This is a genomic window from Pullulanibacillus sp. KACC 23026 (assembly GCF_029094525.1).
GTDB lineage: Bacteria > Bacillota > Bacilli > Bacillales > Sporolactobacillaceae > KACC-23026.
The window spans coordinates 155,300-177,759 of the sequence record NZ_CP119107.1; the positions used below are offsets into that span (position 1 = coordinate 155,300).

21 protein-coding genes are annotated in these 22,460 nt (G+C 41.8%); 16 read left to right on the forward strand and 5 right to left on the reverse strand.

Features of this window, described 5'->3' with window-relative positions:
- The first annotated feature begins 552 nt into the window (after positions 1–552).
- Positions 553–849 (forward strand): hypothetical protein, encoded by a 297-nt coding sequence (locus tag PU629_RS00730; RefSeq protein WP_275282346.1) that lies wholly within the window; start codon positions 553–555, stop codon positions 847–849.
- 94 nt (positions 850–943) lie between these two features.
- On the opposite strand, the gene PU629_RS00735 is transcribed toward PU629_RS00730, so the two are convergent.
- Entirely contained in the window at positions 944–2,005 is a 1,062-nt protein-coding gene (locus PU629_RS00735; RefSeq protein ID WP_275282347.1) for a M42 family metallopeptidase, read from the reverse strand.
- Positions 2,006–2,233: 228 nt separating this feature from the next.
- On the opposite strand from PU629_RS00735, the gene PU629_RS00740 reads away from it, so the two are divergent.
- The 10 genes from PU629_RS00740 (at position 2,234) to PU629_RS00785 (ending at position 13,904) form a co-directional block, all read left to right on the forward strand.
- A complete protein-coding gene (locus PU629_RS00740) occupies positions 2,234–2,791 on the forward strand; it encodes a TlpA family protein disulfide reductase (RefSeq protein ID WP_275282348.1) in 558 nt (185 codons plus the stop codon).
- Positions 2,792–2,964: 173 nt separating this feature from the next.
- Positions 2,965–3,765 (forward strand): COG4705 family protein, encoded by an 801-nt coding sequence (locus tag PU629_RS00745; protein WP_275282349.1) that lies wholly within the window; start codon positions 2,965–2,967, stop codon positions 3,763–3,765.
- 308 nt (positions 3,766–4,073) lie between these two features.
- On the forward strand, positions 4,074–4,976 hold the full coding sequence (locus tag PU629_RS00750) for an HD domain-containing phosphohydrolase (RefSeq protein WP_275282350.1): 903 nt from the start codon (positions 4,074–4,076) through the stop codon (positions 4,974–4,976).
- Positions 4,977–4,991: 15 nt separating this feature from the next.
- Positions 4,992–5,159 carry a hypothetical protein gene (locus tag PU629_RS00755; RefSeq protein WP_275282351.1) on the forward strand — a complete coding sequence of 56 codons (168 nt, stop codon included), beginning with the start codon at positions 4,992–4,994 and terminating at the stop codon, positions 5,157–5,159.
- 434 nt (positions 5,160–5,593) lie between these two features.
- The gene (locus PU629_RS00760; RefSeq protein WP_275282352.1) at positions 5,594–7,432 is read left to right on the forward strand and encodes an assimilatory sulfite reductase (NADPH) flavoprotein subunit; all 1,839 of its coding nucleotides are present in this window, start codon (positions 5,594–5,596) and stop codon (positions 7,430–7,432) included.
- 66 nt (positions 7,433–7,498) lie between these two features.
- The gene (gene cysI, locus PU629_RS00765; RefSeq protein WP_275282353.1) at positions 7,499–9,205 is read left to right on the forward strand and encodes an assimilatory sulfite reductase (NADPH) hemoprotein subunit; all 1,707 of its coding nucleotides are present in this window, start codon (positions 7,499–7,501) and stop codon (positions 9,203–9,205) included.
- Between the two features lie 245 nt (positions 9,206–9,450).
- Positions 9,451–10,698: a YeeE/YedE family protein gene (locus tag PU629_RS00770; protein ID WP_275282354.1), complete on the forward strand. Its 1,248-nt coding sequence runs from the start codon at positions 9,451–9,453 to the stop codon at positions 10,696–10,698.
- Between the two features lie 115 nt (positions 10,699–10,813).
- Positions 10,814–12,250, forward strand: coding sequence for an NAD(P)H-hydrate dehydratase (locus PU629_RS00775; RefSeq protein WP_275282355.1), 1,437 nt, complete (start codon positions 10,814–10,816; stop codon positions 12,248–12,250).
- 113 nt (positions 12,251–12,363) lie between these two features.
- Positions 12,364–13,620: an MFS transporter gene (locus PU629_RS00780; RefSeq protein WP_275282356.1), complete on the forward strand. Its 1,257-nt coding sequence runs from the start codon at positions 12,364–12,366 to the stop codon at positions 13,618–13,620.
- 146 nt (positions 13,621–13,766) lie between these two features.
- Positions 13,767–13,904: a hypothetical protein gene (locus PU629_RS00785; RefSeq protein WP_275282357.1), complete on the forward strand. Its 138-nt coding sequence runs from the start codon at positions 13,767–13,769 to the stop codon at positions 13,902–13,904.
- Here PU629_RS00785 and sda read toward each other — a convergent pair.
- Entirely contained in the window at positions 13,895–14,032 is a 138-nt protein-coding gene (gene sda / locus PU629_RS22520) for a sporulation histidine kinase inhibitor Sda (RefSeq protein WP_275282358.1), read from the reverse strand. The two genes, PU629_RS00785 and sda, sit on opposite strands and share 10 nt — an antisense overlap.
- A 112-nt stretch (positions 14,033–14,144) precedes the next feature.
- Between sda and PU629_RS00795 the strand changes: the two genes are divergently transcribed.
- The 3 genes from PU629_RS00795 (at position 14,145) to PU629_RS00805 (ending at position 17,079) form a co-directional block, all read left to right on the forward strand.
- The gene (locus PU629_RS00795; RefSeq protein ID WP_275282359.1) at positions 14,145–14,432 is read left to right on the forward strand and encodes a hypothetical protein; all 288 of its coding nucleotides are present in this window, start codon (positions 14,145–14,147) and stop codon (positions 14,430–14,432) included.
- Positions 14,433–14,540: 108 nt separating this feature from the next.
- Positions 14,541–15,611 (forward strand): GGDEF domain-containing protein, encoded by a 1,071-nt coding sequence (locus PU629_RS00800; protein ID WP_275282360.1) that lies wholly within the window; start codon positions 14,541–14,543, stop codon positions 15,609–15,611.
- 295 nt (positions 15,612–15,906) lie between these two features.
- The gene (locus PU629_RS00805; protein WP_275282361.1) at positions 15,907–17,079 is read left to right on the forward strand and encodes a CapA family protein; all 1,173 of its coding nucleotides are present in this window, start codon (positions 15,907–15,909) and stop codon (positions 17,077–17,079) included.
- Positions 17,080–18,310: 1,231 nt separating this feature from the next.
- Here the strand turns inward: PU629_RS00805 and PU629_RS00810 are convergent.
- The 3 genes from PU629_RS00810 to PU629_RS00820 all read right to left on the reverse strand — a co-directional run bounded on the left by PU629_RS00810 (position 18,311) and on the right by PU629_RS00820 (position 20,404).
- A complete protein-coding gene (locus tag PU629_RS00810; protein WP_275282362.1) occupies positions 18,311–19,033 on the reverse strand; it encodes a transcriptional regulator in 723 nt (240 codons plus the stop codon).
- A 499-nt stretch (positions 19,034–19,532) separates the two neighbouring features.
- Positions 19,533–19,910 (reverse strand): hypothetical protein, encoded by a 378-nt coding sequence (locus PU629_RS00815; protein WP_275282363.1) that lies wholly within the window; start codon positions 19,908–19,910, stop codon positions 19,533–19,535.
- 218 nt (positions 19,911–20,128) lie between these two features.
- Complete coding sequence (locus PU629_RS00820) at positions 20,129–20,404, reverse strand: YqhV family protein (RefSeq protein WP_275282364.1); 276 nt, start codon at positions 20,402–20,404, stop codon at positions 20,129–20,131.
- A 193-nt stretch (positions 20,405–20,597) separates the two neighbouring features.
- On the opposite strand from PU629_RS00820, the gene PU629_RS00825 reads away from it, so the two are divergent.
- Complete coding sequence (locus PU629_RS00825) at positions 20,598–21,359, forward strand: SDR family oxidoreductase (protein ID WP_275282365.1); 762 nt, start codon at positions 20,598–20,600, stop codon at positions 21,357–21,359.
- A gap of 142 nt (positions 21,360–21,501) precedes the next feature.
- Positions 21,502–22,443 carry a phosphotransferase family protein gene (locus PU629_RS00830; RefSeq protein WP_275282366.1) on the forward strand — a complete coding sequence of 314 codons (942 nt, stop codon included), beginning with the start codon at positions 21,502–21,504 and terminating at the stop codon, positions 22,441–22,443.
- Positions 22,444–22,460 lie beyond the last annotated feature (17 nt).

A 22,460-nucleotide genomic window follows, 5' to 3' on the forward strand; every position in this document is an offset into this window, starting at 1 on the left:
TGCTGACTGAATAAGACCAGTTCTTGAGATTTATTAGATGGTTTAATGTTAACGAGTTAATTATTCGGTCCTGATTTCAATAGCATAAATGCAAAGGTGTGCTTTATTTCGGATTGGTTAAAAAAATTCTATACATTTTTCTAAAATTTCGCAAGTATTAATTTATTAAAATTTCAAAAAATATTTTTCATAAATCGTTACATTATTAAAAAATTATTCCTAATATGTTAAAAAAATACACAATGAGTCGTTTGCTGGCTCGAAAGGAAACTTTCAAGAAAAAGATTCATAGTATACTTGTAACGGGATATCAAATGAATATCCATAACTTTGGCAGATAATCTTTCAAACGGTTCGGATGGTTCCTGAGTTGAAAACAAGAATCTTGCATCCTTTTTATGACTGGGTTAAATTAATAGTGTTAGCCGCTTTGTATCGAATTTGGTGTGATCAGGACAGGGCTAATCGGTTTGCATTTGTTAAACCATCCAACTTGACCAATTAGTAAAGTTTAAGAATGAGAGTGAGAGGTGAGGTCAGGTGCTTCCATTGATGACCAGAGTTAAAATCGTGTCAGACATTTTAAATTTGGACATGCCTATTGGGAAAGAAGCCTACATCATTGCTTATAATCGGCGCGTTGATATTGCCTATAAGTATTTAATTCGGGTTCCATCTATAAAGAAAAATTATTGGGTCGTCGAACAGGATATTCAACCATTAACGGATGCCGATACAACAGAAGACTTCTCCAAAGAGGCTGAAAATGTTCTCATCGACGTCGCTCTTCAAACAAAACAATTTAGTATTATAGATGAGATAAATGATTCAAAAAATCAAAACAAATAAGTCTGATTAAATTCAAATGCAGGGAAATAGTCTTAAAAATAAACACACAGCCAAGAGCAAAAGGCTGTGTGTTTTTGTGAACCGTTCGTTGCATTCATTTGAGAAATTGGAAGTCCTTTTTGGTTTTAGGCGTTTCTAAGAAAGCTTGAAGCAGTGCCTGTGTATTTCGGAGATCCTCAAGGTCAATCACTTCAACAGCTGAGTGTGCGTAACGTGAAGGAATGGATAAAACACCCGTAGGAACCCCTTGCTTTGAGGTATGCATTTCACCTGCGTCGGTTCCGATACCAGGGAATACCTCTAATTGGTAGGGAATTCCTGCTTTTTGGGCAACCTCTTCAAGTTTTCTTCTAACGTGGACGCTAGCAATTAAACTAAAATCCATGACCTTTATCCCAGGTCCTTCACCAAGGGCCAATGAATGGTCCATCATTTCTTCGGGAGTATCGCTTACTGCGGTGGTATCAATGGCAAGGGAGACATCAGGTTCTAATTGATAAGCCGCTGTTCTGGCACCTCGTAGTCCCACTTCTTCTTGGACAGAAAAAATACCATATACAGTGCCTTCTAAAGTCTCACGGTTTAACTGTTTTAATGTTTCATATAGAACGGCGCAGCCTGCACGATCATCAAAGCTTTTCCCAATTAATCGGTGATTGCCGAATGCCTGCATTTCCGTTTCATATGTAATGAAATCACCCACCCCAATACCGAGCTTCTGCACGTCTTCAGCATTATCTACCCCTACATCGATATAGAGCTGCCGATGATTCCTTACCTTTGAAGGGTCATCCCATTTCACCATATGAGCTGAGAGGGTTCCCATGACGCCATAACGAGGTCCGTGCTCCTTTGTTTGGATGACAACTTTACGAGCGAGTAAAAGACGGTCATCATGCCCGCCAAGCTTCTCAAAACGGAGAAGACCGTTTTTCTCAATCTTTTTAACAATAAAGCCCACCTCATCCATGTGAGCTGAGATGGCGACTTTTAATCCCTCTCTTTTTCCTTTGATTGTTACAAGGATATTTCCTAGCCCATCGACGTGCCAATCATCCACCCAATCCTTTACGGAATCAACTATAAATCTTGCTACACCATGTTCATGGCCACACGGACCTGAAATAGACGTTAACGCCTTTAAAAATTCTTCCACAATCTGTCATCCTCCCTTTTAAAAAAATTCAATCTTAAAAAAAGAGCATATTGTGTTTTAATATTTAGAATAGTTTACATGATTTGTTTGTAATAGGACCACTCTAAGGCATCGAGTTTTTTTGGTTGAAGGTTTGAATAAATCAAGGGAGTAACGTTCAAATTAAGATGAATAGGACTTTTGTATAGTCACTTGAGAGCATTGGAATAAGCAATTAGGAGAATGCCGATGTACAAAAAAAGACTGCTCATCTTAGTGATAAGCGTGCTGCTTATGTGTCTAATCATAGGTTCCAAAGGTCTTAAAGCTAAGGTTCCTCCATCTAGCCCTGTGAGCGGAGATATCTACATACACACAATGGCCCCTAGCTTTTCGTTAAAATCACTTAGTGGAAAGACTTATAATTTGGAAATGACAAAGGGTAAGCCCACTGTTATTAATTTCTGGGCGTCATGGTGCGGCCCATGCAATATGGAAGCGCCTGAGTTGTCGCAGCTCTATGATCAATATAAAGGGGCGTTTAACCTTTATGCGGTTAATTTGACGGATACGGAATGGTCCATAAAAGCTGTCAAGGCGTTTAAAGCTCGGTACCAATTTGCTTTCCCAGTATTACTAGACACTGACGGTAATGTTTCAGAACTTTATCACATTCGACCTGTCCCCACTACCGTTTTCTTAAATTCAAAAGGAGAGATAGTGGATCAAGTGCTTGGATATGGCGGTGAAGGAGTCCTCGAAGCTAAACTCCAAAAGCTGCTTAAAGGAGAGACAGACCCCAACTGAGAGGGAGCTGTCCTTAAAATAGTCATTCATTAGCGGCCCGCTTTCCTTCTATCTTGAAGGAAGGCGGGTTTGTACTTTACTTATTGGAAATTTAAATGAACTTATCCCGATTCCTAATGGTCCTTTTTTAATTGAGTAGGTAGGAAACTAGAAATAAAAGGGGTATGTCAATTATGGCGATTAAAATAGATGGAAGAGAAGCATTGACCGATAATGGGCAAATAGTCTTAACTAAAGTGCCAGAAATAACTATTAATTTCTGGATCGCCAAACTACTAACGACGGGAATGGGAGAAGTCTTTTCTGATTTCCTTGTCAAACAAATCAATCCCATAATGGCGGTGGGGCTTGGGGGATTGGGTCTTATCCTTTCTCTTTGGCTTCAATTCACAGTCAAACGTTATATGACATGGATTTATTGGCTGGTCGTTGTGATGGTAAGTATCTTCGGGACCATGGCAGCAGATACTGTCCATGTGGTTCTTGGTATCCCGTACTATATCTCAACAATTGGCTTTATGTTAGGACTATTCATCATTTTCTATTTATGGTATAGAATCGAGCATTCATTATCCATCCACAGCATTTATACAAAACGGCGCGAACTTTTTTACTGGCTGACGGTTTTAACAACTTTTGCCCTTGGAACGGCATGCGGTGATATGACTGCTTCAACTCTCCATTTGGGTTATTTGAGTTCAGGCATCCTTTTTCTAGTGCTTTTCATGATCCCTGCTTTGGGCGTTCGTTTCGCCAATTTTTCCCCAGTCTTTTCCTTTTGGTTTGCTTATATCATGACCCGTCCAGTTGGAGCCTCTTTTTCTGACTGGTTATCTAAACCCAAAAACGGAGGCGGTATGGGATTTGGGGACGGTCAAATTAGTTTAAGGCTAACCATTATCATAATATTAGTAGTGGGTTACCTGCATTTCACGAAGAAGGACCTGAGACTATCAAACTTAAAGTCTGAATAAAAGAAGAGACGCCTGATGGGAGAAGATCCCATGGGTGTTTTTTAACTTTACTTGCCGAAGCCTATACTTCTACTAGGTGTGATGAAAAATAATCTAATAGAAAAAGTTATTTTCGAACCTGAATATTAGGTAAATTTATCGGCTTGATTCGACAAAATTCCATTAAAAAATAGACTTTATTAAAAAATTTGTCTTTTTTAATAAAACCTAGTTGTCAGACTAGTTTTTTTCATATAAATTATAAGTTGGGGACACTTATATGATAAAATAGGTATACTATCCTTTAAATGGAAATGAGGGACACCTAGTTGCTAAAGGGTCTAAACATAGAAGGCAAAGCAATTGAGACGGTAAATATGAAAGGCATAGAGGTCTCCTTGTTAGCGTCCTCGCATGATGGAACCGAAGTTATTCGGCACCGCTTGGAAAAAGGCCATCGCTGGGGCATGACCCCTCAAGAAGGTTGGCAGGCTCTAGAATTTCTTTACATAACAGAAGGAAAACTATCACTTGTTGACTCAGACGATAGGTTTATATTCTCGAAAGGTGATCATCTTTATGGGAATCCAATAGAGGGATTTGCTATGTTTATTGCTGAGGAAGATACTGAGTTTATCTATGTTTGTAGTAAACCAGTTTTTCATCATTATAGTAAGGAAATAAAGGAATTGCTTCGTTTTGCTATTGAAGTAGAAGAAAAGGACGGATATACTTCAGATCACTGCCAGCGGATTATGGAACTTTCTATGGAAGTGGGAAAAGAGATGGAGTTATCACCGTATGAAATGTATTTACTTAATAATGCGTCCTTTCTCCATGATGTAGGCAAAATAAAAGTTCCCATAGAAGTTTTAAATAAAACAACTAAATTGGAGCCGTATGAATGGGAACTAATTAAATCACATACTACATTCGGCCGAGAAATACTTGAACAAACAGGTAATCCAACCTTAGCACAGGTAGGGAAAATTATTGAACAGCATCATGAACGGTATGATGGAAAGGGTTACCCTCATAGTTTAAAGGCATCAGAGATTAACCTGTTAGCAGCCATTATATCTGTGGTTGACTCTTATGATGCGATGACGACCGATCGGGTGTATCAAAAGGCTCGGTCCAAAGAAGAGGCAATTGAAGAAATTGTGAGATGCGGTGGCGAAAGGTATCATCCACTAGTGGTTGATGCCTTTTTAAAAATAATTAATCAATAAGGAGGAACAAGAAAAATGAAGAAATTAATGATTACACTCGTTGCTGTTTTTGGCTTGGCAGTTGTAGCAACAGGCTTTGCTGCGACTCAATCAGCATCTACAACTGGAAATCATGTGGCAAGTAGTGTGCCTCCAGTAGTAATGTATGGCGCTAATAGTATACCTCCAGTAGTAATGTACTAAAACAACCTTACTTAAAACCAGCCTTTTGAAGTCTCTCAGACTATCAAAAAGGCTGGTTTTTTGTTTGAGAAAACTATAGAGTTGTCCATTTATGTCAAATCATGGTAGATCTTTGTCGAGGTTACCCAACTAGCCCATGCAAAATCTTATTTCCACAGTATTTTACTAGCTTTATGCTAGGTCGGACATTAACTTCCTTATTTTGGACATCCCCCTTTATTTAGAATGCCACTTCCCATTTATACTCCTATAAATCAGTCTTATGTTCACCTATTCGCGGTTTTGTTTTAAATAAAGAAAAATAAAATTAGTAAATAAATCATTATTCCGAGTTGACGTATCGGAATATAAGGGTTTTAATAAAAGATAATATTGTTTTTTCTAAAAGTTAGTGGTCATTTGAGAAAGCTATCCTTTTGGCGAGGTGAATAGATTTGCAGTTAAAGGTCATGAATAGTCCTTTTAGTGAAGAGCAAGCCGATACGTTAAACAAGCTGCTGCCAAGTTTAACGGAAACTCAAAGAATTTGGTTGAGCGGATTTTTGGCAGCTGCTCCTCAATCATCAACCGTCTCTGTTCTGTCAGAAACAACAACTAATCTGCAGGCTCAAGAATCCGAATCCGCCCAGGCAAAGCCGGCAACTCGCGTCGTTACCATCCTTTTTGGGTCTGAGACAGGGAATTGCCAGTCGCTTGCAGAAGGGCTTAAGCAGCGGTTAGATGAACGAGGATTTCAAGTGGCTCTATCATCTATGGACGATTTTAAAACAAAAGAATTAAAGAAGGTAGAAGATTTATTAATTATTACAGCAACACATGGAGAAGGCGATCCGCCAGACAATGCGATCTCTTTTCATGAATTTCTGCATGGAAGAAAAGCGCCGAAGCTTGAGGGCGTTCGGTTCGCCGTCCTTGCTCTTGGGGATCTCTCGTATGAGTTCTTCTGTAAAACAGGAAAGGATTTTGACCAACGCCTTGAGGAACTCGGAGCTGAACGCTTATATCCTCGAGTGGATTGTGACATCGACTTTGATGACCCGGCTGCTGAATGGATAGAAGGCGTTTTAAAGACATTGGGAGAAGCGAACCAAGGAGCGGCTGCTCAAACGGCTCAAGATAATGGCCAATCGAGCACGGCTGCATCCGCTTATTCCAGAACCAATCCTTTTAAAGCAGAGGTATTAGAGAACCTCAATCTAAATGGCAGAGGGTCCAATAAAGAAACGCGTCATTTGGAGCTTTCGATTGAAGATTCAGGCCTTTCTTTTGAACCGGGTGACAGTCTTGGAATTTATCCTGAAAATGACACACCATTGGTTGATCAAATCATTAGTGAGATGGATTGGAATCCAGAGGAACCCGTAACCGTCGGCAAACAAGGGGATACCGCTCCTCTGCGCGAAGCTTTACTCCATCATTTTGAGATAACCGTTTTAACGAAGCCTCTATTGGAAAAGGCAGCTCAATACTCTGAGGCTAACGGTCTTCATGATCTATTAAAAGCAGGTCAAGAAGAGGCACTCCGTACTTATTTGGATGGGCGTGACGTGCTGGATCTCCTGCGCGACTTTGCCCCTTGGACATTTGGGGAAAGTGAGTTTGTTCAAATTTTAAGGAAAATGCCTCCGCGTCTTTACTCTATTGCAAGCAGTTATCAAGCAAATCCTGATGAAGTTCACTTAACAATCGGGACGGTCCGATATACCGCCCATGGCCGGGACCGTGCCGGTGTCTGTTCGGCACAAATTGCTGAACGAACGGAACCGGGGGAGTATATCAATGTGTACGTGCATAAAAATCCTAATTTCAAACTCCCTGAAAACCCAGACACCCCGATTATTATGGTCGGACCCGGGACAGGTGTCGCTCCGTTTCGTTCCTTCCTTGAGGAAAGAGAAGAACTTGAAGCGGAAGGAAAAACGTGGCTTTTCTTTGGAGATCAGCATTTTAGAACCGATTTTCTTTATCAAGTCGATTGGCAGCGCTGGTTGAGTGAGGGTGTTCTCACCCGCATGGATGTCGCTTTCTCTAGAGATACTGAAGAAAAAGTATATGTGCAGCATCGGATGCTTGAGAAGAGCAAGGAGTTCTATGAATGGCTTCAAGAAGGAGCTGTTGTCTATATTTGCGGGGATGAGAAGCACATGGCAAAGGATGTCCATGAGACGATCCTCTCGATTCTTGAGCAAGAAGGCGGCCTCTCACGTGAAGAAGCCGAAGCTTACCTGACTGAAATGCGCAAACAGAAACGTTATCAACGTGACGTGTATTAATTCTATTAAATTACTAATGGAGGGGAGAACCCTCCTTTTACTAGAAAGCGGGAGGGAGTTTCACAAATGGCAAAACAAGAAGAACTCGTCCAAGGTGGAAAGCCCAGTGAAATGGAAAAGATTAAAAAAGAGAGCAATTATTTAAGAGGGACCATTGCCGAAGGGCTTGAAGATCGAATTACTGGTGCCATCTCTGAAAAAGATAATCTATTGCTTAAGTTTCATGGGAGCTACCAACAGGATGACCGAGACCTGCGCAATGAAAGGCGCCGGCAGAAGCTTGAGCCTGCCTATTCCTTCATGATTCGTGTCCGTGTTCCTGGAGGCGTCTTGACACCCCAACAGTGGCTTGAAATGGATGCGATCGGGCAGAACTACGGCGGCAATACAATGCGGCTTACGACTCGTCAAACGATTCAATTCCATGGCATCATCAAATCAAATTTGAAAAAAACAATGCAGGATATCAATAAGGCCGTTATGACATCCATTGCGGCATGCGGCGATGTGAATCGTAACGTGATGTGTAATCCGAATCCTTACCAATCGGCTGTTCATGCAGAAGTGATGGAGTGGACGCAAAAAATTAATGATCATCTCCTTCCTCGTACTAAGGCTTATCACGAAATCTGGTTGGATCATGAAAAAGTGGTTGATTCACGCGATGATGAACCTATTTATGGTGAGGTTTATTTACCTCGTAAGTTCAAAATTGGTGTGGCTGTTCCTCCAACCAATGATGTCGATGTTTTCTCACAAGATCTAGGGTTAATCGCGATCTTGGAAGACGGGAAGCTTGCGGGCTTTAATATTTCAGTTGGCGGCGGCATGGGGATGACTCATGGGGATGACACCACCTATCCGCAAATTGGCCGAGTGATCGGCTATAGTCCTCTCGATAAAATTATTGAGGTTTGTGAAAACATCGTTAAAATCCAGCGCGATTTTGGCAACCGTTCTGATCGAAAACATGCAAGGTTTAAGTACACCATTGATTCACGTGGTCTTGATTGGGTGACCAATGAATTGAATGAACGCCTCGGTTGGAAACTTGAAGAAGCAAGAGAGTATCACTTTGATCACAACGGTGATCGCCTTGGTTGGCTTGAAAATGACGGCAAGTGGCATTTCACGATGTTCATTCAAAGCGGAAGAATAAAGGATGTTGAAGGCTACGAATTAATGACAGGACTTCGTGAAATTGCGAAGGTCCATAAAGGGGACTTCCGCGTAACGGGGAACCAAAATGTGATTATTGCCAATGTCTCAGCGAAAGAAAAGGCCAAAATCAATGAATTGATTAAAAAATATGGGTTAACGGATGGGAAACATTATACGGCTTTAAAACAAAACTCCATGTCCTGTGTAGCTTTTCCAACCTGCGGCTTAGCAATGGCAGAATCGGAACGTTACCTCCCATCTCTTTTAGATAAGCTGGAAGTGATCTTGGAAGAGACGGGTCTCAGAGAAGAAGAAATTGTGATTCGAATGACCGGCTGTCCGAATGGGTGCGCCCGCCCTGCGCTTGCCGAAATTGGCTTTATTGGAAAAGCACCAGGTAAATATAATTTGTATTTAGGCGGCGGTTTTGCCGGAGAACGCTTGAATAAGCTTTATAAAGAAAATATTGGCGAAGAGGAAATTCTCGATACACTCCGTCCTATTTTCGAAAGCTATGCCAAAGAACGGCAAGAAAATGAGCACTTTGGTGACTACGTCATACGTGCCGGAATTGTTAAAAAGGTAGAAAACGGAATGGACTTCCATAGTTAAATATAATTAAGACTTTGAGAGGCAACCGTCCTCAAAAGGTCCTTTCATTAGAAAACATGTGTTCACCCAGGTGAGGGCATGTTTTCGCTTTTTGCAGCATCACGTTCGATCCCCTCTACTCGTCTGTTCCCACGAAGATAAAATATTTATAGAGCAAAGGGGTTGAGTTAATTGATTCTTAGATGTATAATTCAAATCGTTCTATTTTAATTCATACTATTTAACTCGGAATAGGGGGAATAAAGATGGCAACATCTCGAATAGATGAAAGTCAACCGTCATCCAAGTCATTGGCTGAGCGATTGCCATCACCACAAAGTATCCTTATTGGTGTGGGGATTATTCTTGCGGTTGTTGTGGATCTATTAGCCTATCATTATGGTGGCTTAAATTTTGCGGTTCAAGTGGTATTAGGTTTATTGCTCGGACTCGCGTTATTCAATGCTCGTTTTGGTTTTACTTCTGCGTTTCGCCGCTTTTTGGCAGTAGGAAATGGAGAAGGAATACGTGCTCATATGGTGATGCTAGCCGTTTCCAGTACTTTTTTTGCGATCGTCTTAGCCAATAAAGCGAGCCTTTTCGGTGGAATTCCGGCAGGCTATGTTTCTCCGGTAGGAACAAGCGTGGTAGTGGGATCCTTTCTTTTTGGGCTCGGAATGCAGTTGGGTGAAGGCTGTGCATCCGGAACGCTTTATCACATTGGAGCCGGAAGAACAGAGAACTACTTTACCATTATTGGATTCGTTGTTGGTTCCGTATTAGGAGCTTGGAATTTTAATTTTTGGGTGAATGATACGCCTCATTTTCAAGCGATTTCTTTGGCTACATCAACCGGTTTAGGTTATACAGGAGCTTGGATCGTACAAATTGTTCTGTTTGCCTTGATTTACTGGATTACATTAGTCGTTGAGAAAAAACGGAAGCCGCCAAAAATGCATATTCCGCCAACGGCAACAGGCTGGAAGCGAATCTTCAGAGGATCATGGCCAATCATGGTTGCTGCTGTTGCACTTGGTCTTCTAAACGGATTAACCCTTTTAGTACGTAATCAGCCATGGGGAATTACGTCTGCCTTTGCTCTCTGGGGATCCAAAATAGCTCTTGCGGTCGGTATTCCGGTTGATCATTGGTCTTATTGGGCGGGTGACAAAGGGGCTGCCTTACATCAATCCATTTTTGCGGATTCGACAACCGTGATGAACTTTGGTGTTATCCTAGGTTCTTTCATTGCAGCGACTTCTGGCGGTTTATTTTTCTTAAGAAAACTGCCATTCAAAATGATTATCGCTTCCCTTCTTGGAGGCTTATTAATGGGGTATGGCGCTCGAATTTCGTTTGGATGTAATATCGGAGCTTACTTCAGCGGTATCTCCTCTTTTAGCGTCCATGCATGGGTCTGGCTTGTTTTTGGCTTTGTTGGATCCTATGTTGCTTTATACATTCGTCCTCTATTTGGGATGAAAAATCCAAAATCAAATGATCATTTTTGTTAAGAGAAAGTGCCCTGACCAGTAGGGCACTTTTTCACTAATAAGCGAAGTGCTGCTTTTGCCTTTTTATAGGATGGACAAACCATTTATAATGAAACTAAAAATGGTGGGTGAGTACATGTTTATTTATAGGAGCGATGAAATTAAGGAGATTGACCGGGATGCGGAAGCAAAGGGAATGGCACCTTTTACATTAATGGAAGTCGCGGGCCATGGGCTTTTTCTTAAAATCGCCAATGTGATACATAAAAGTGAGCCTGTTTTGGTCTTAGCTGGTAAAGGGAACAATGGCGGTGATGCCATTGTATTAGCGCGTTACTTAAATAATCAGGGGTATAAAGCAGACTTGGCATTCCCTTTAGGTCCTCCTAAAACAGAGACAGCCAAACGGCATCTCGATTATTACGAAGCCTCTGGTTATCATGTCGTCCCATGGACACCTGAAATCAAAGTAAGTGGGTGGCTCATAGATGGGTTGCTTGGAGTAGGTGCCAAACTTCCGCTGCGTGAAGAGATAGCGCTGGTGACTCTTTGGATGAATCAGCAGCAAGCAGCAATTATCGCGATTGATCTGCCAACAGGTGTCGATTCCGATACGGGCATGTATGATCCCAATTCGGTAAAAGCAGCTTATACGTTTTCTTTACATGGCTATAAACCGTCAGCATTTTTGCAGTCCGCTTCCGAGCAATTCGGTTCTTGTGAATGCGTCGATATAGGGCTTAAGCCAACAAGTCGGTGGCAAGTCTGGACAAAAGAAGCGGTGAGGGCGACGCGGCCTGATCGCCGAGAGGACAGTCATAAGGGAACTTATGGAACAGGTTTATTGGTAGCGGGGCAGGACGATATGCCGGGCAGTGCCGCCCTTGCGGCGATTGGAGCACTTCGCTTTGGTATAGGCAAGCTAAGTGTGTCCACGACTCGTCATGCTTCTTTGATCATTGGACAATTGGCACCGGAAGCGACTTTTATATATGAACCGCTTGAGAGCGATCATCTAGATGTCTATTCTGCCATTGCTATAGGGCCAGGACGCGATCTGGATGAAGGATTAGAAACGCTTATTGCGAAGGCTTTACAAACAGAAAAGCCAGTTATTTTAGATGCGGGAGCCTTGCAAAAACGTGATTATCCGAAACGAAAGGCTCCGACCATTGTGACGCCTCATCCTGGTGAGTTCGCTCGAATGACGGGCTATTCGATAAAGTCGATCCAATCGAACCGTCTAGAGCTTGCGAAGGCTTATGCGATGGCCAATCAAGTGGTTGTGGTTTTAAAAGGTCAGTATACAGTAGTGGCTTTTCCAGACGGAAGCGGACTGGTTAATCCAACCGGGAATCCAAGCCTTGCAAAAGGAGGCTCTGGTGATACATTAACGGGGTTACTCTTAGCGTCTCTTTCCTTTTATTCCAACTTGAAGGCAGGGGTGGCTAATGCCGTTTACATTCATGGCTTATGTTCAGATGAATGGATTAAGGAGAATGGTGAAACAGCGTTAGTTGCTCATGATTTTGCGAGCCTGCTGCCCAAGGTATTAAAGAAATTCGACATCTAAATTAGAGGAAAAAGTTTATAATAAAGGCTTCAAAGGACTTTAGTCCTTTTTTTGTGCTGAAGTGAGTCTGTTCTTCTAACTTTTAATGTCATAACATCAGGAGTCGAGTGTACGTGGAAAAACATTCAAGTGGTTATCGTTGGGTTGTCTTTGCGGTCGTCATTTTAACTTATAGTCTTATTGTAAGCCAGAGAACGGCACCAGGACTTATTACGGATCAACTGATGAAGGATTATGGGCTGGCTGCTTCAGCCATCGGGTTGCTATCTAGTATTCAATTTCTTGCTTATTCTGGTCTGCAAATCCCCATTGGTCTATTCTCGGATCGGTTTGGCCCTAATATTTTTCTTATACTAGGAACTTTAGTGAATGGGATTGGGACCGTCTTGTACAGTGTAGCGCCGAACGAGCCTTGTCTGTTAATCGCCCGACTATTGGTGGGGGCAGGTGATGCCACTATCTGGGTCAATCTGATTCTCATATTAAGCCAATGGTTCAGGGCGCAAGAGTTTATGAGTTTGATTGGGTTTGCTGGTATGGGCGGAAGTGTTGGTTTTTTATTAGCCACCTACCCGCTTGCAGCTTGGCTTTCTAGAGTCAGTTGGCACGTTCCCTTTTTGGTTGTTGGGATCATCCTCTGTCTCATGTCAGTAGCCCTATATGTTCTTTTAGTCCAATATCCTAAAGGTCGTCTTCAAGGGATTGGGCTCATTCAACCTATCGGGGGAGAGGCGAAGCGGGAAAAGCTTAGAATCGTTCTTTGGCGAGTTATCAAAGAAAGAAATGCTTGGGCAACCTTCTTGTGCCATTTTGGATTAGTTGGAACCTATGTCGGGTTTATCGGTTCATGGGCGGTACCCTATGGCATCCATGTGTATGGGTTAACACGTGGGCAAGCCAGTCAATTAATTATGATCGGTTTAGTGGGTGCGATCCTAGGTGCGCCTGCTTCGACGTGGTTAGCCAATCGATTCGGTTCGATTAAACGCCCGTACTCGATCATTCATATGATTGTGTTTATTTCCTGGGGTATATTCTTAGTTTTTGGAGGTCGACCGCCGTTTGCCCTCTTCATTCTATTATTTTTTATAATTGGATACGGGAATGGAGCCAGTTCTCTTACCTTTGCCGCGGTAAGACGGTTTTTTCATATAAGAGAAGTTGGCGTGGTTTCTGGTTTTGCCAATACAGGGGGCTTTTTGAGTGCCGTCTTATTACCGAGCCTTTTTGGTGCGGTTCTCGACCACTATCCTTCAACTAGTCTAACAGGGTATAAGGTTGGCTTCCTTATTCCTGTGTGCTTTTCATTGCTAGGTATCTTTGGCGGGTTTTTGTTAAAAGAGAGAAAGGTGATGGAGAGTAATTTGTAAAAATGTGGTAAAAGTTGATAAAATGGTACTTAAAAACCTCCGATAAGTGGGGAAAACGAGCTTAATTTTCTCAATACAAATTTCCTAATATAAGGGATACAATAAATATAGAAATGATTTATAGAATCCATGGAGTGGAAACCAGCATGAATGAACAGCTCGTTTTAAAAAAAGTGATAGAAGACATAAGCTCTCGGCTAAATCGTGAGCTTACTAAACAAGAATTAGATGTATTAGTTCAATCCATTTATAAAGTCAATAAGGAAAAGAACCCTCATTTTTGAGAGGGTTCTATTGCTATATGTCTACGATCGATTTCTTCTTTTAATAGTTTTATGAAATCATAGTCTAAGTTGTGTTCTATGGCGAGAGAGTAGGCTTCAATCAATCGGTCATCTGTTAAAAATTCCATTGTTTGTCCCTTCGTTTGGCATTTTATTTACTTATAGTAAGCGAAGCCATAAAATATTTCAATTAAAAGCACAAATTAAACTATTTTTTATTGGATGGCGGGAGGGCTACTGATGAAGCGTGCTCTTTTATTTAGTTTGATGACTGTCTTGTTCCTTGCTTCTTGCGGGACTTCTTCTGCTGCCGTCAGTTCTTCCATTATTGTGGTTAATAAAGGGTATACCAAAAGCCAGAACTCGTATTGGATCCAGGTGTATGATCCGAAAAATGCGAGGGATACCTTTAAGATCATTGTTAAGGATAAAATGGCATGGTCTTTGTTGAAAAATAATCAAGAGTACTTTTCAGTCTATATTAAAAAAGGAAATCAGAATGTCCTCAAACAAATTAGAAATGATTAATTGAATGCATCTAGAACGCTTTTTATAGAGTTGCAGATTATTATCTTATACAGAATCTATTACATCTCATTGTTATGGATCATTAAAAGATGTTTAGGAGCACTCCAAATGAAAAAGAAGTTCGTGTACAAGCATAATGCAATAGAAGAAACGTTATTTATTTATCTTCTCCTTTTTCTCCTAGTCATTTGCCCCATTCACCTTATCATGAATCTGTTTCTTCACTATCCAATTTCAGCCGATTATAAATGGATCGCTGCCTCTTTGTTTTGTTTTTTAGCTTTCTGGTTAGTTTTAAAAAAGATGGCCATTGAGAAAATCAAGTTCATCGTCTTTATCGCGATCGTTTATATGATCGTGTCAAAAATTGGGGTGACGTCGGGTCAGCATGTGCCTTCTTCAGCTTTTTATGTTTTTTTAGGTATTGTTTTGGTCAATTTTCTATATTCTGGGGTGGTGAACTGGACACTGTCCGTCTTACAGCTTTTAATGTTTCTCACGTTTTCCATTTGGAGTCCCTCTAATGGTTATATCTTACCGAGCGTTTTATCCAGATCCGAGTATCGGGATCCTTTTTTTGAAATTCTAATAGTGATGTTCGCGGCGACTATCTTTCTTTGTTCGTACTCTAATGCGCTTCGAAAAGAAAGACAGAAGCTTGAAGAAAAGAACCTTGTGCTTGAGCGTCTTTCAAAGGTGGATGACCTAACGGGGCTCTATAATCGCCGTTTTCTTTTTCAGTATATTGAGTCTTGTAATAAGAGTGAGCAACAGGTTTCGCTGCTCTTATTGGATATTGATAACTTCAAATCGATTAATGACCATTTCGGACATGAGACAGGCGATAAGGTATTAAAGCAGTTTGCGGAATGTCTCTCAAATGGTGTGAAAGGAATAGGAACGGCGGGACGCTATGGGGGAGATGAGTTCCTTGTCATTATTGAAAATGCTGAAACACATCAATTAAAGGATTTGGCGTTGGAACTCCTTAATCAAATCCACTCCTTCCCGTATCCTCATGACATTCGCTTGTCAGTCAGCGGCGGTATCGCTATCCTTGATGGCGACAAGAGTCTGAATGACGTTCTAGCAAGCGCTGACCGACTGCTATATAATGTTAAACGAACAGGGAAGAATAACATTTTATTAAGCGGTGATGCTAGCCCGGTAGCTTTATAAATGGGCTGCTTCTTGAAGCCGTTTGCTGGAGGCTTGGATCAGGCTTAGAGATCGGGGCTAAGCAGTAAAAACGATTAGTGAATCCTGGCTGTTTCAGACTGTCTTTCTCTAAAGAACACGGAGCACCTGCTTGTAATGGATGATCGAAGTCGAATCGGGTGGAGAGTTCCTATCTTGTGACACGTATTGAGATCCTCTACAAGCCTTGGAAATAATGGTTATTTTTCAGACAGAATGTTAGAAAGGACTGTTTCTAATAAAAAGGTATTTGAAGGCCCTTTTCATCTTTTTAATTATGAGTTTAGTCGCATTAAGCTTGTTGGCTTGTGCGGGGCAAAATCAACCAAAATCAAATCTATCCTCTCATTCTAAGAATACGGAAAAAACAAAGTCCTCTAATCCTAGTCCATCAAAGGGCAGCCAGGCTAAAAAGGATGAACCGCCCAAAACGGTTAAAACCGAGGCCACATTGTCAGCAGTAGGGGACGTCTTAATTCACACGCCTGTTTATAAGGACGCTCAGACTGGAAAGAATACGTACGACTTTAAACCCATGTTTACAAAGGTGAAGCCTTACCTTGAGGATTCAGATATCACGTTTGCTAACTCAGAAAGTATTATTGGCGGTGAACAATTAGGCTTATCCTCTTATCCTGCCTTCAATAGCCCTTTTGAAGTGGGGGACGCTTTAAAATCGGTGGGTGTTGATGTGGTTTCAATGGCCAATAATCATGCATTAGATAAAGGGGAACAAGGCATTCTAAATGCAACTAGCCACTGGAAGGATTTAGGAGTCGAGTATGTAGGCGCCAATAGAAATGAGAGTGACGCTCAGAGAATTAGGATTATAGAAAAGAACGGCATTAAGTTTGCTTTTCTGGCTTACACGTTTGGCACTAATGGCATTCAGGTTCCAAACGGGAAAGACTATTTAGTCAATTATATCGATAAGACTAAAATGCAAAAGGATCTGGAAAAAGCAAAAGCAGTTGCCGATGTGGTTGTAGTGAGTCTCCATTTTGGGGTGGAGTATCAACCGATGCCAAATGATGATCAAAAAGATATCGCTCAATTTGCGGTCGATCATGGTGCGGATATCATACTTGGCTCTCATCCCCATGTCCTGCAGCCTGTCCAATGGTTGACCGGCAAGGACGGACATAAAGCCTTTGTTATCTATTCATTAGGGAATTTTTTAGCCGGTCAGGAAACTCCTAATACACAAATTGGCGGGATATTGAAGTTAACCGTTGAAAAAACGCAAACCGGAGACCAGTCCTCTATTCAAGTTACAGATCCTGAATTCCTGCCGACTTATATTACGTACAAAAACTGGAAAAATTTTAAAGTCGTGCCAATGGACCAACTCACATCTAGTGACGCTCCCAATCCTAAACAGATCTATAAAGAGACAAAAGATCGAATGACTCATTGGGTTAAGGATTTGAAGTTTATCAAAACAAAATAAGCATCAAATAGCGTCATTACGAAGCCTGGAAAGAAAGGTGGGAGAATGCGCTATTTTTTTACAAGTGAATTGAGGGAAAAGCCTTTATTGCGCAGGTTGGGGGGGCAATCACCTCCCATGGTGCGCCTTGACGGATCCACCACCACACCAGAAAGCGGAAATAAGAGACCGACGTTACGCCTAAGTTCAAAAACAGGGCCAGAAAGCGGAAATAAGAGAATGACGTAACGCCTATTCCGGTTGAGCGTAACGAGGATCCGCTATCCTCCGCTAAACTGGGCTGAAATGCGGAAATAAGGGAATGACGTAACGCCTATTTTGATTGAGTGTAACGAGGATCCGCTATCCTCTGCTAAACTGGGCTGAAATGCGGAAATAAGAGAATGCCGTTACGCCTATTTCGATTGAGTGTAACGAGGCTACACTATTCTCTGCTAAACTGGGCTGAAATGCGGAAATAAGAGAATGCCGTTACGCCTATTTCGATTGAGCGTAACGAGGATCCGCTATCCTCCGCTAATCGGGGCCTAATCGCGCCAATAAAGGATTGCCGTTACGCCTATTTTGATTGAGCGTAACGAGGATCCGCTATCCTCCGCTAATCGGGTCAGATTGCGGAAATAAGGGAACGACGTTACGCCTAAATTAGATGAGCGTAACGAGGCTACGCTATCCTCCGCTAAACTGGGCTGAAATGCGGAAATAAGAGAATGCCGTTACGCCTATTTCGATTGAGTGTAACGAGGCTACACTATTCTCTGCTAAACTGGGCTGAAATGCGGAAATAAGGGAACGACGTTACGCCTATTTCGATTGAGCGTAACGAGGATCCGCTATCCCCCGCTAAACTGGGCTGAAATGCGGAAATAAGGGAACGACGTCACACCTATTTTTATTAGGTGTAACGAGAATACGCTATCGTCTGCTAAACTGGGCTGAAATGCGGAAATAAGGGAACGACGTTACGCCTATTTCGATTGAGCGTAACGAGGATCCGCTATCCCCCGCTAAACTGGGCTGAAATGCGGAAATAAGGGAATGCCGTTACGCCTATTTCGATTGAGCGTAACGAGGATCCGCTATCGTCCGCGAATCGGGGCCTAATCGCGCCAATAAAGGAATGCCGTTACGCCTATTTCAGTTGAGAGTAACGAGGCTACGCTATTGCCCCGGAAATGGACTTGTTAGGCAAGATAGGCGTAACGAGAGTACGCTAAATTCAGAATGTCTCTTAAGAAGTTATGTCCATGGAGGTTACACTTTTTGTGTGAGGTCTATTATAAGGCAAGTCATTCTGCTTTTCTAGGTTTAATCGGTATGTTCTGATTCTGAGATTGCCACTTGCGATTTTTAATAGTCGGTATTCTGGTGTGGTTAGTTTGTTCAGTAAGCGTCTGGCATAATGGGGGGTTATACCTAGATGGTCGGCTACTTCTTTTGGGGTAATGGGACGGAGAAGGCGGCGAGCAAATCGGACAATCTCTGCTTCAAGCCATGATAGTTCAATAGGGATATCGGTTGAGAGGAATTTACCGATGAAGGAAAGGACAAGCTGCTCGCAAAACTTAGGTTCATCAATAATTGACGGGTAGGCTATGGGGATAAAGATCCAACCATCAAGGGCTAATAATGAATGACGCATACATAGGTCCTTGAATCTTCTTTTATCAAGATCCTTAGCATGTGGACCATACCCTTGTATCTCAATGCCGCCTCTTACATTGCCTGGCATATAAGCGAAATCTAAATAACGGTAACCATTATGGAAATCTTTAACCTCCCATTCGGCATAAAGATGATCAAAATTACCCACAACAGGATACCAGATATGTTTTAGGAATGTCATAGAACCGTGCCCCAGCCCGCTTTTTAATCGTTCACGCCTCCTAAGGTTTTTTTCCTCTTGGATAGATGCCTCCAACCAATTTTGAAATGCTTCATCAAAACGTGACATTTGATCACAAGCCTTTCTTTTTTAATTATAATGGTAAAAATTAGAAACCAAAAGAACCGATGGGTTTAATAAATGAGGTCTTCTTTGTTTGGGGGGGAATCAGGATTCAGCATGGAACGAAGGAAAATTGTTTAGAAAAGGTGGACAGGTAAATAAGTTGTGGGGATTGGGGGGAGCAAGTTAGCGGAATACTGCCGAGGCTTGAGAAAACGCTAAAAAATGAGTTGGGAGAAAGGCGGTTAAATAACTTATTCGTGATTCAAAAAGATTTCCCTTCTTTTAATCTAAAAATATTCCTCTACGTGTTGATTGCGAGTTATTCTTGGCTCCGTGATAGGTTCTTGGGGAAATTTTCATACGGATGGAGGCCCAATTACCGATCTATTGAGCTAGTATTTTACACAAATAGAGTGGTTCATGCCGAAGACGTCATGAGTAAAGATCTAATTTTAGCCGTACAAAAAAAAGACAGTGAACGGTAAGTTCGCTGTCTTTTTCATCAAAGGGATTTGCAAGCGTTCAAAACGCATTTTTCATGTGGCTCGGGATTGAGTAATCCAACGATTCGGTGTCCTTTGCGTTTTAGGAATTGGATGTCAGCCGCCACAAGACGAGGTTCTGAGGCAACGATGACTATCGCCTTATTTGGAATCTCGGAATAATATCTTTTAAGATAAGCTGATGGAATGTTGAGTGCATTGTTAATAGGAGATTTATAGGATTGGTTGAAATCTCGCAAATCAAGAATAGCCATCTGGTCAAGATGGTCAGTTACGCCATTTTTTATCTCGAGGTAAGGAAGCTTTCGCAGATGCAGGGAGTTGAGGTATAGCTTAAGTGCAACACCTACAACCAGAATACCAATTATTATAAACATAATGCCTCCTTCAATCCTGTTTGCGAATAATCTATATAAAGGCTAAAATTTCGCGAAAGTTTTAGGTTAGAATTAACAGGTTATCGGGGTCATTATAACAGCATCTCCTGAAGAAAGGAAATATTAAGTGTTGGCTCTTGAAAGTGTAAGGATTCAGGGGGGTATGGCTTTTTTTTCCAGAAGAGAGGCCCGAGTTGCTTAGCACAAGACTTGAATCCTTATTTCATTCTGGAGCCGATTAAGATCAATAAAATACCAGCAAATATAATAAAAATCCTCATAAAAGAAATTTTTTCCGCTAGGCCTAATACCCCAATGGCAGTCGTGAGGATAAGGATACATGGGCCGACTAAGGCCAAAGAGCTATTAAGAACTAAGGCCTTACTGATATCATTGAGCCGAAATATGAAAATGGCAACCGTGATTTCAATTGTTCCGGATAATACACGAAGCAGTGACATGCCGACAATTGCTTTATCAAATTCATGAAACACCTTTCATACTTCCTCTCTTTTTATATCTGTTTTATTTATATGCTAAGGGTTGTCTCATTTAGGACTAGTTCCGTTAAAAGGGCTGGAGGAAGTGATAAAATGCATCTTATATTATCGGTAACGGTAATTTGGGAAACCTAATGAAACAAGGTATACTTTATTAATTGAAGAACAGTAGAAAAGAGGGATTGGGATGAAGTTATCTGGTCATACGGTTCTTATAACAGGTGGTGCGACAGGAATTGGGCGCGCTTTTGCGGAACGTTTTTTGAAAGCAGGCAGTAAAGTTATTGTTTGCGGAAGACGGGAGACAAGGCTTCAAGAGTTCAAAGAGCAGTTTCCAGAAGCGGCTACTTATTCTTGCGATTTGACCGAGGCTTCTGAAAGAGGGGCTCTTTTTGAATGGGTAATGAAGAACCATCCTGATTTGGACGTTTTGGTGAATAATGCTGGCATTCAGCAGCGGTTCAATATCTTAAAGGCCGATGCGATGAACGAATGGGACTATTTTAATATGGAAATTCGCTCAAATATTGAAGCGCCTTTTCATTTAGCTATGCTCTTTGCTCCGCATTTAGCTGAAAAGAAAGAGGCAGCGATCATTAATGTAACCTCAGGACTTGCTTTTACGCCAATGGCCATAGCTCCGATTTATTCGGCGACAAAGGCAGCCCTTCATTCTTTTACGATGAGTTTGCGGCTCCAATTGTCGCAAACGGCTGTTGAGGTGATTGAAGTTGCTCCGCCAGCTGTCAATACAGACTTAGGCGGCGTTGGTCTGCACACCTTTGGGGCAAATGTCGATGAGTTTGCGGATTCAATTTTTGCGGGGTTGGAAGAAGGGAAATTAGAGTTTGGCTTCGGGACATCAGCAAGAGCGTTGCGACTTTCAAGAGATGAGATTGATGAAACGTGTAAAGCCATGTATGAACGAATGAAATCCTCTATTGAATAATCAAAAAAGCCGATTCATGTCATAAGATGGACAGGAATTGGCTTTTAATTTTTCGGTCTTCTTTCTCGCTTAATTTTCAATTGTTCTATAGAATAATAGATAAAAATCAGGAAAATGGCTCTATTTGAGAGGGTGTTGGGGAATGGGCAATATTATGGAATGTGTACTGCCAGAAGGCTATTTGAATGAGAATAGTCTCTTTCGATGTGAAACGCTCTACGTTGGAACAAATGGACGGAAAGTAGAACGCTTTTTTCTGACGCCCACAGAAAGCTATATTTTTAAGCCGCTCACGAATCCAAGTCAATTCGGCAAAGAGAGATGGATTTATGAACAGGTTTTGCCCGATTTGAAGGTTCCTGCCCCCAAAATCGTAGCCGCCTCTCAGTCGGATAAACCCGAACATAGCTGGATTATTTTTGAGGATATGGGGGCATTGACCCATCAGTTTGAAGAAAAGAGTGTTCTTCAAATGGCGAAAACCATTGCTCATTGGCATGCCTTTCCAATTGATCATCTGAAGGTTTCTGGTCTTCTGGGACCTAAGCCGCCAATTGCTGAAATGATCGAGACGCTATTGGCTGAAAAGAGGAATCGTCTAAACTCGTCATCATTTAAACCCTATCAATCGGTGATAGCTAAAGTATTTAAGCATCTTAATGACTCGTTAAGTCAGGAACTAGTGTTTTCGCATGGTGATCTGCATCTCGGCAATTACGCTGCAAGTGGGAATCGGGTGGTGGTCCTGGACTGGGAGCATGCTCATCTTAACATGCGGTATTGGGATTTGTATCATCTCTTGGATCTTTCCCATCCTTTATTTCCTAAGACAGTCACCTCGGATTTGCGTGAAAAGGCGCTTGACGGCTATTTAGCAGCTGTCGACCAAACAGGGAGAAGGCTTGAGCGGGGGGCTTTTAAAAAGGATTATTACACATTTTCAGCGATCTTCTCGCTATGGATGCTTCTTTTAATCGAAAAGGACTTGAAAAATCCCCCAGAAAAATGGCCAAAGGAGTGCCTGCTTGCACAATGGGATGAAACGTTGACCGCGCTGATTCAATGTGCCGAACGGTTGGAATAGCCATTTGAATTTTTTTG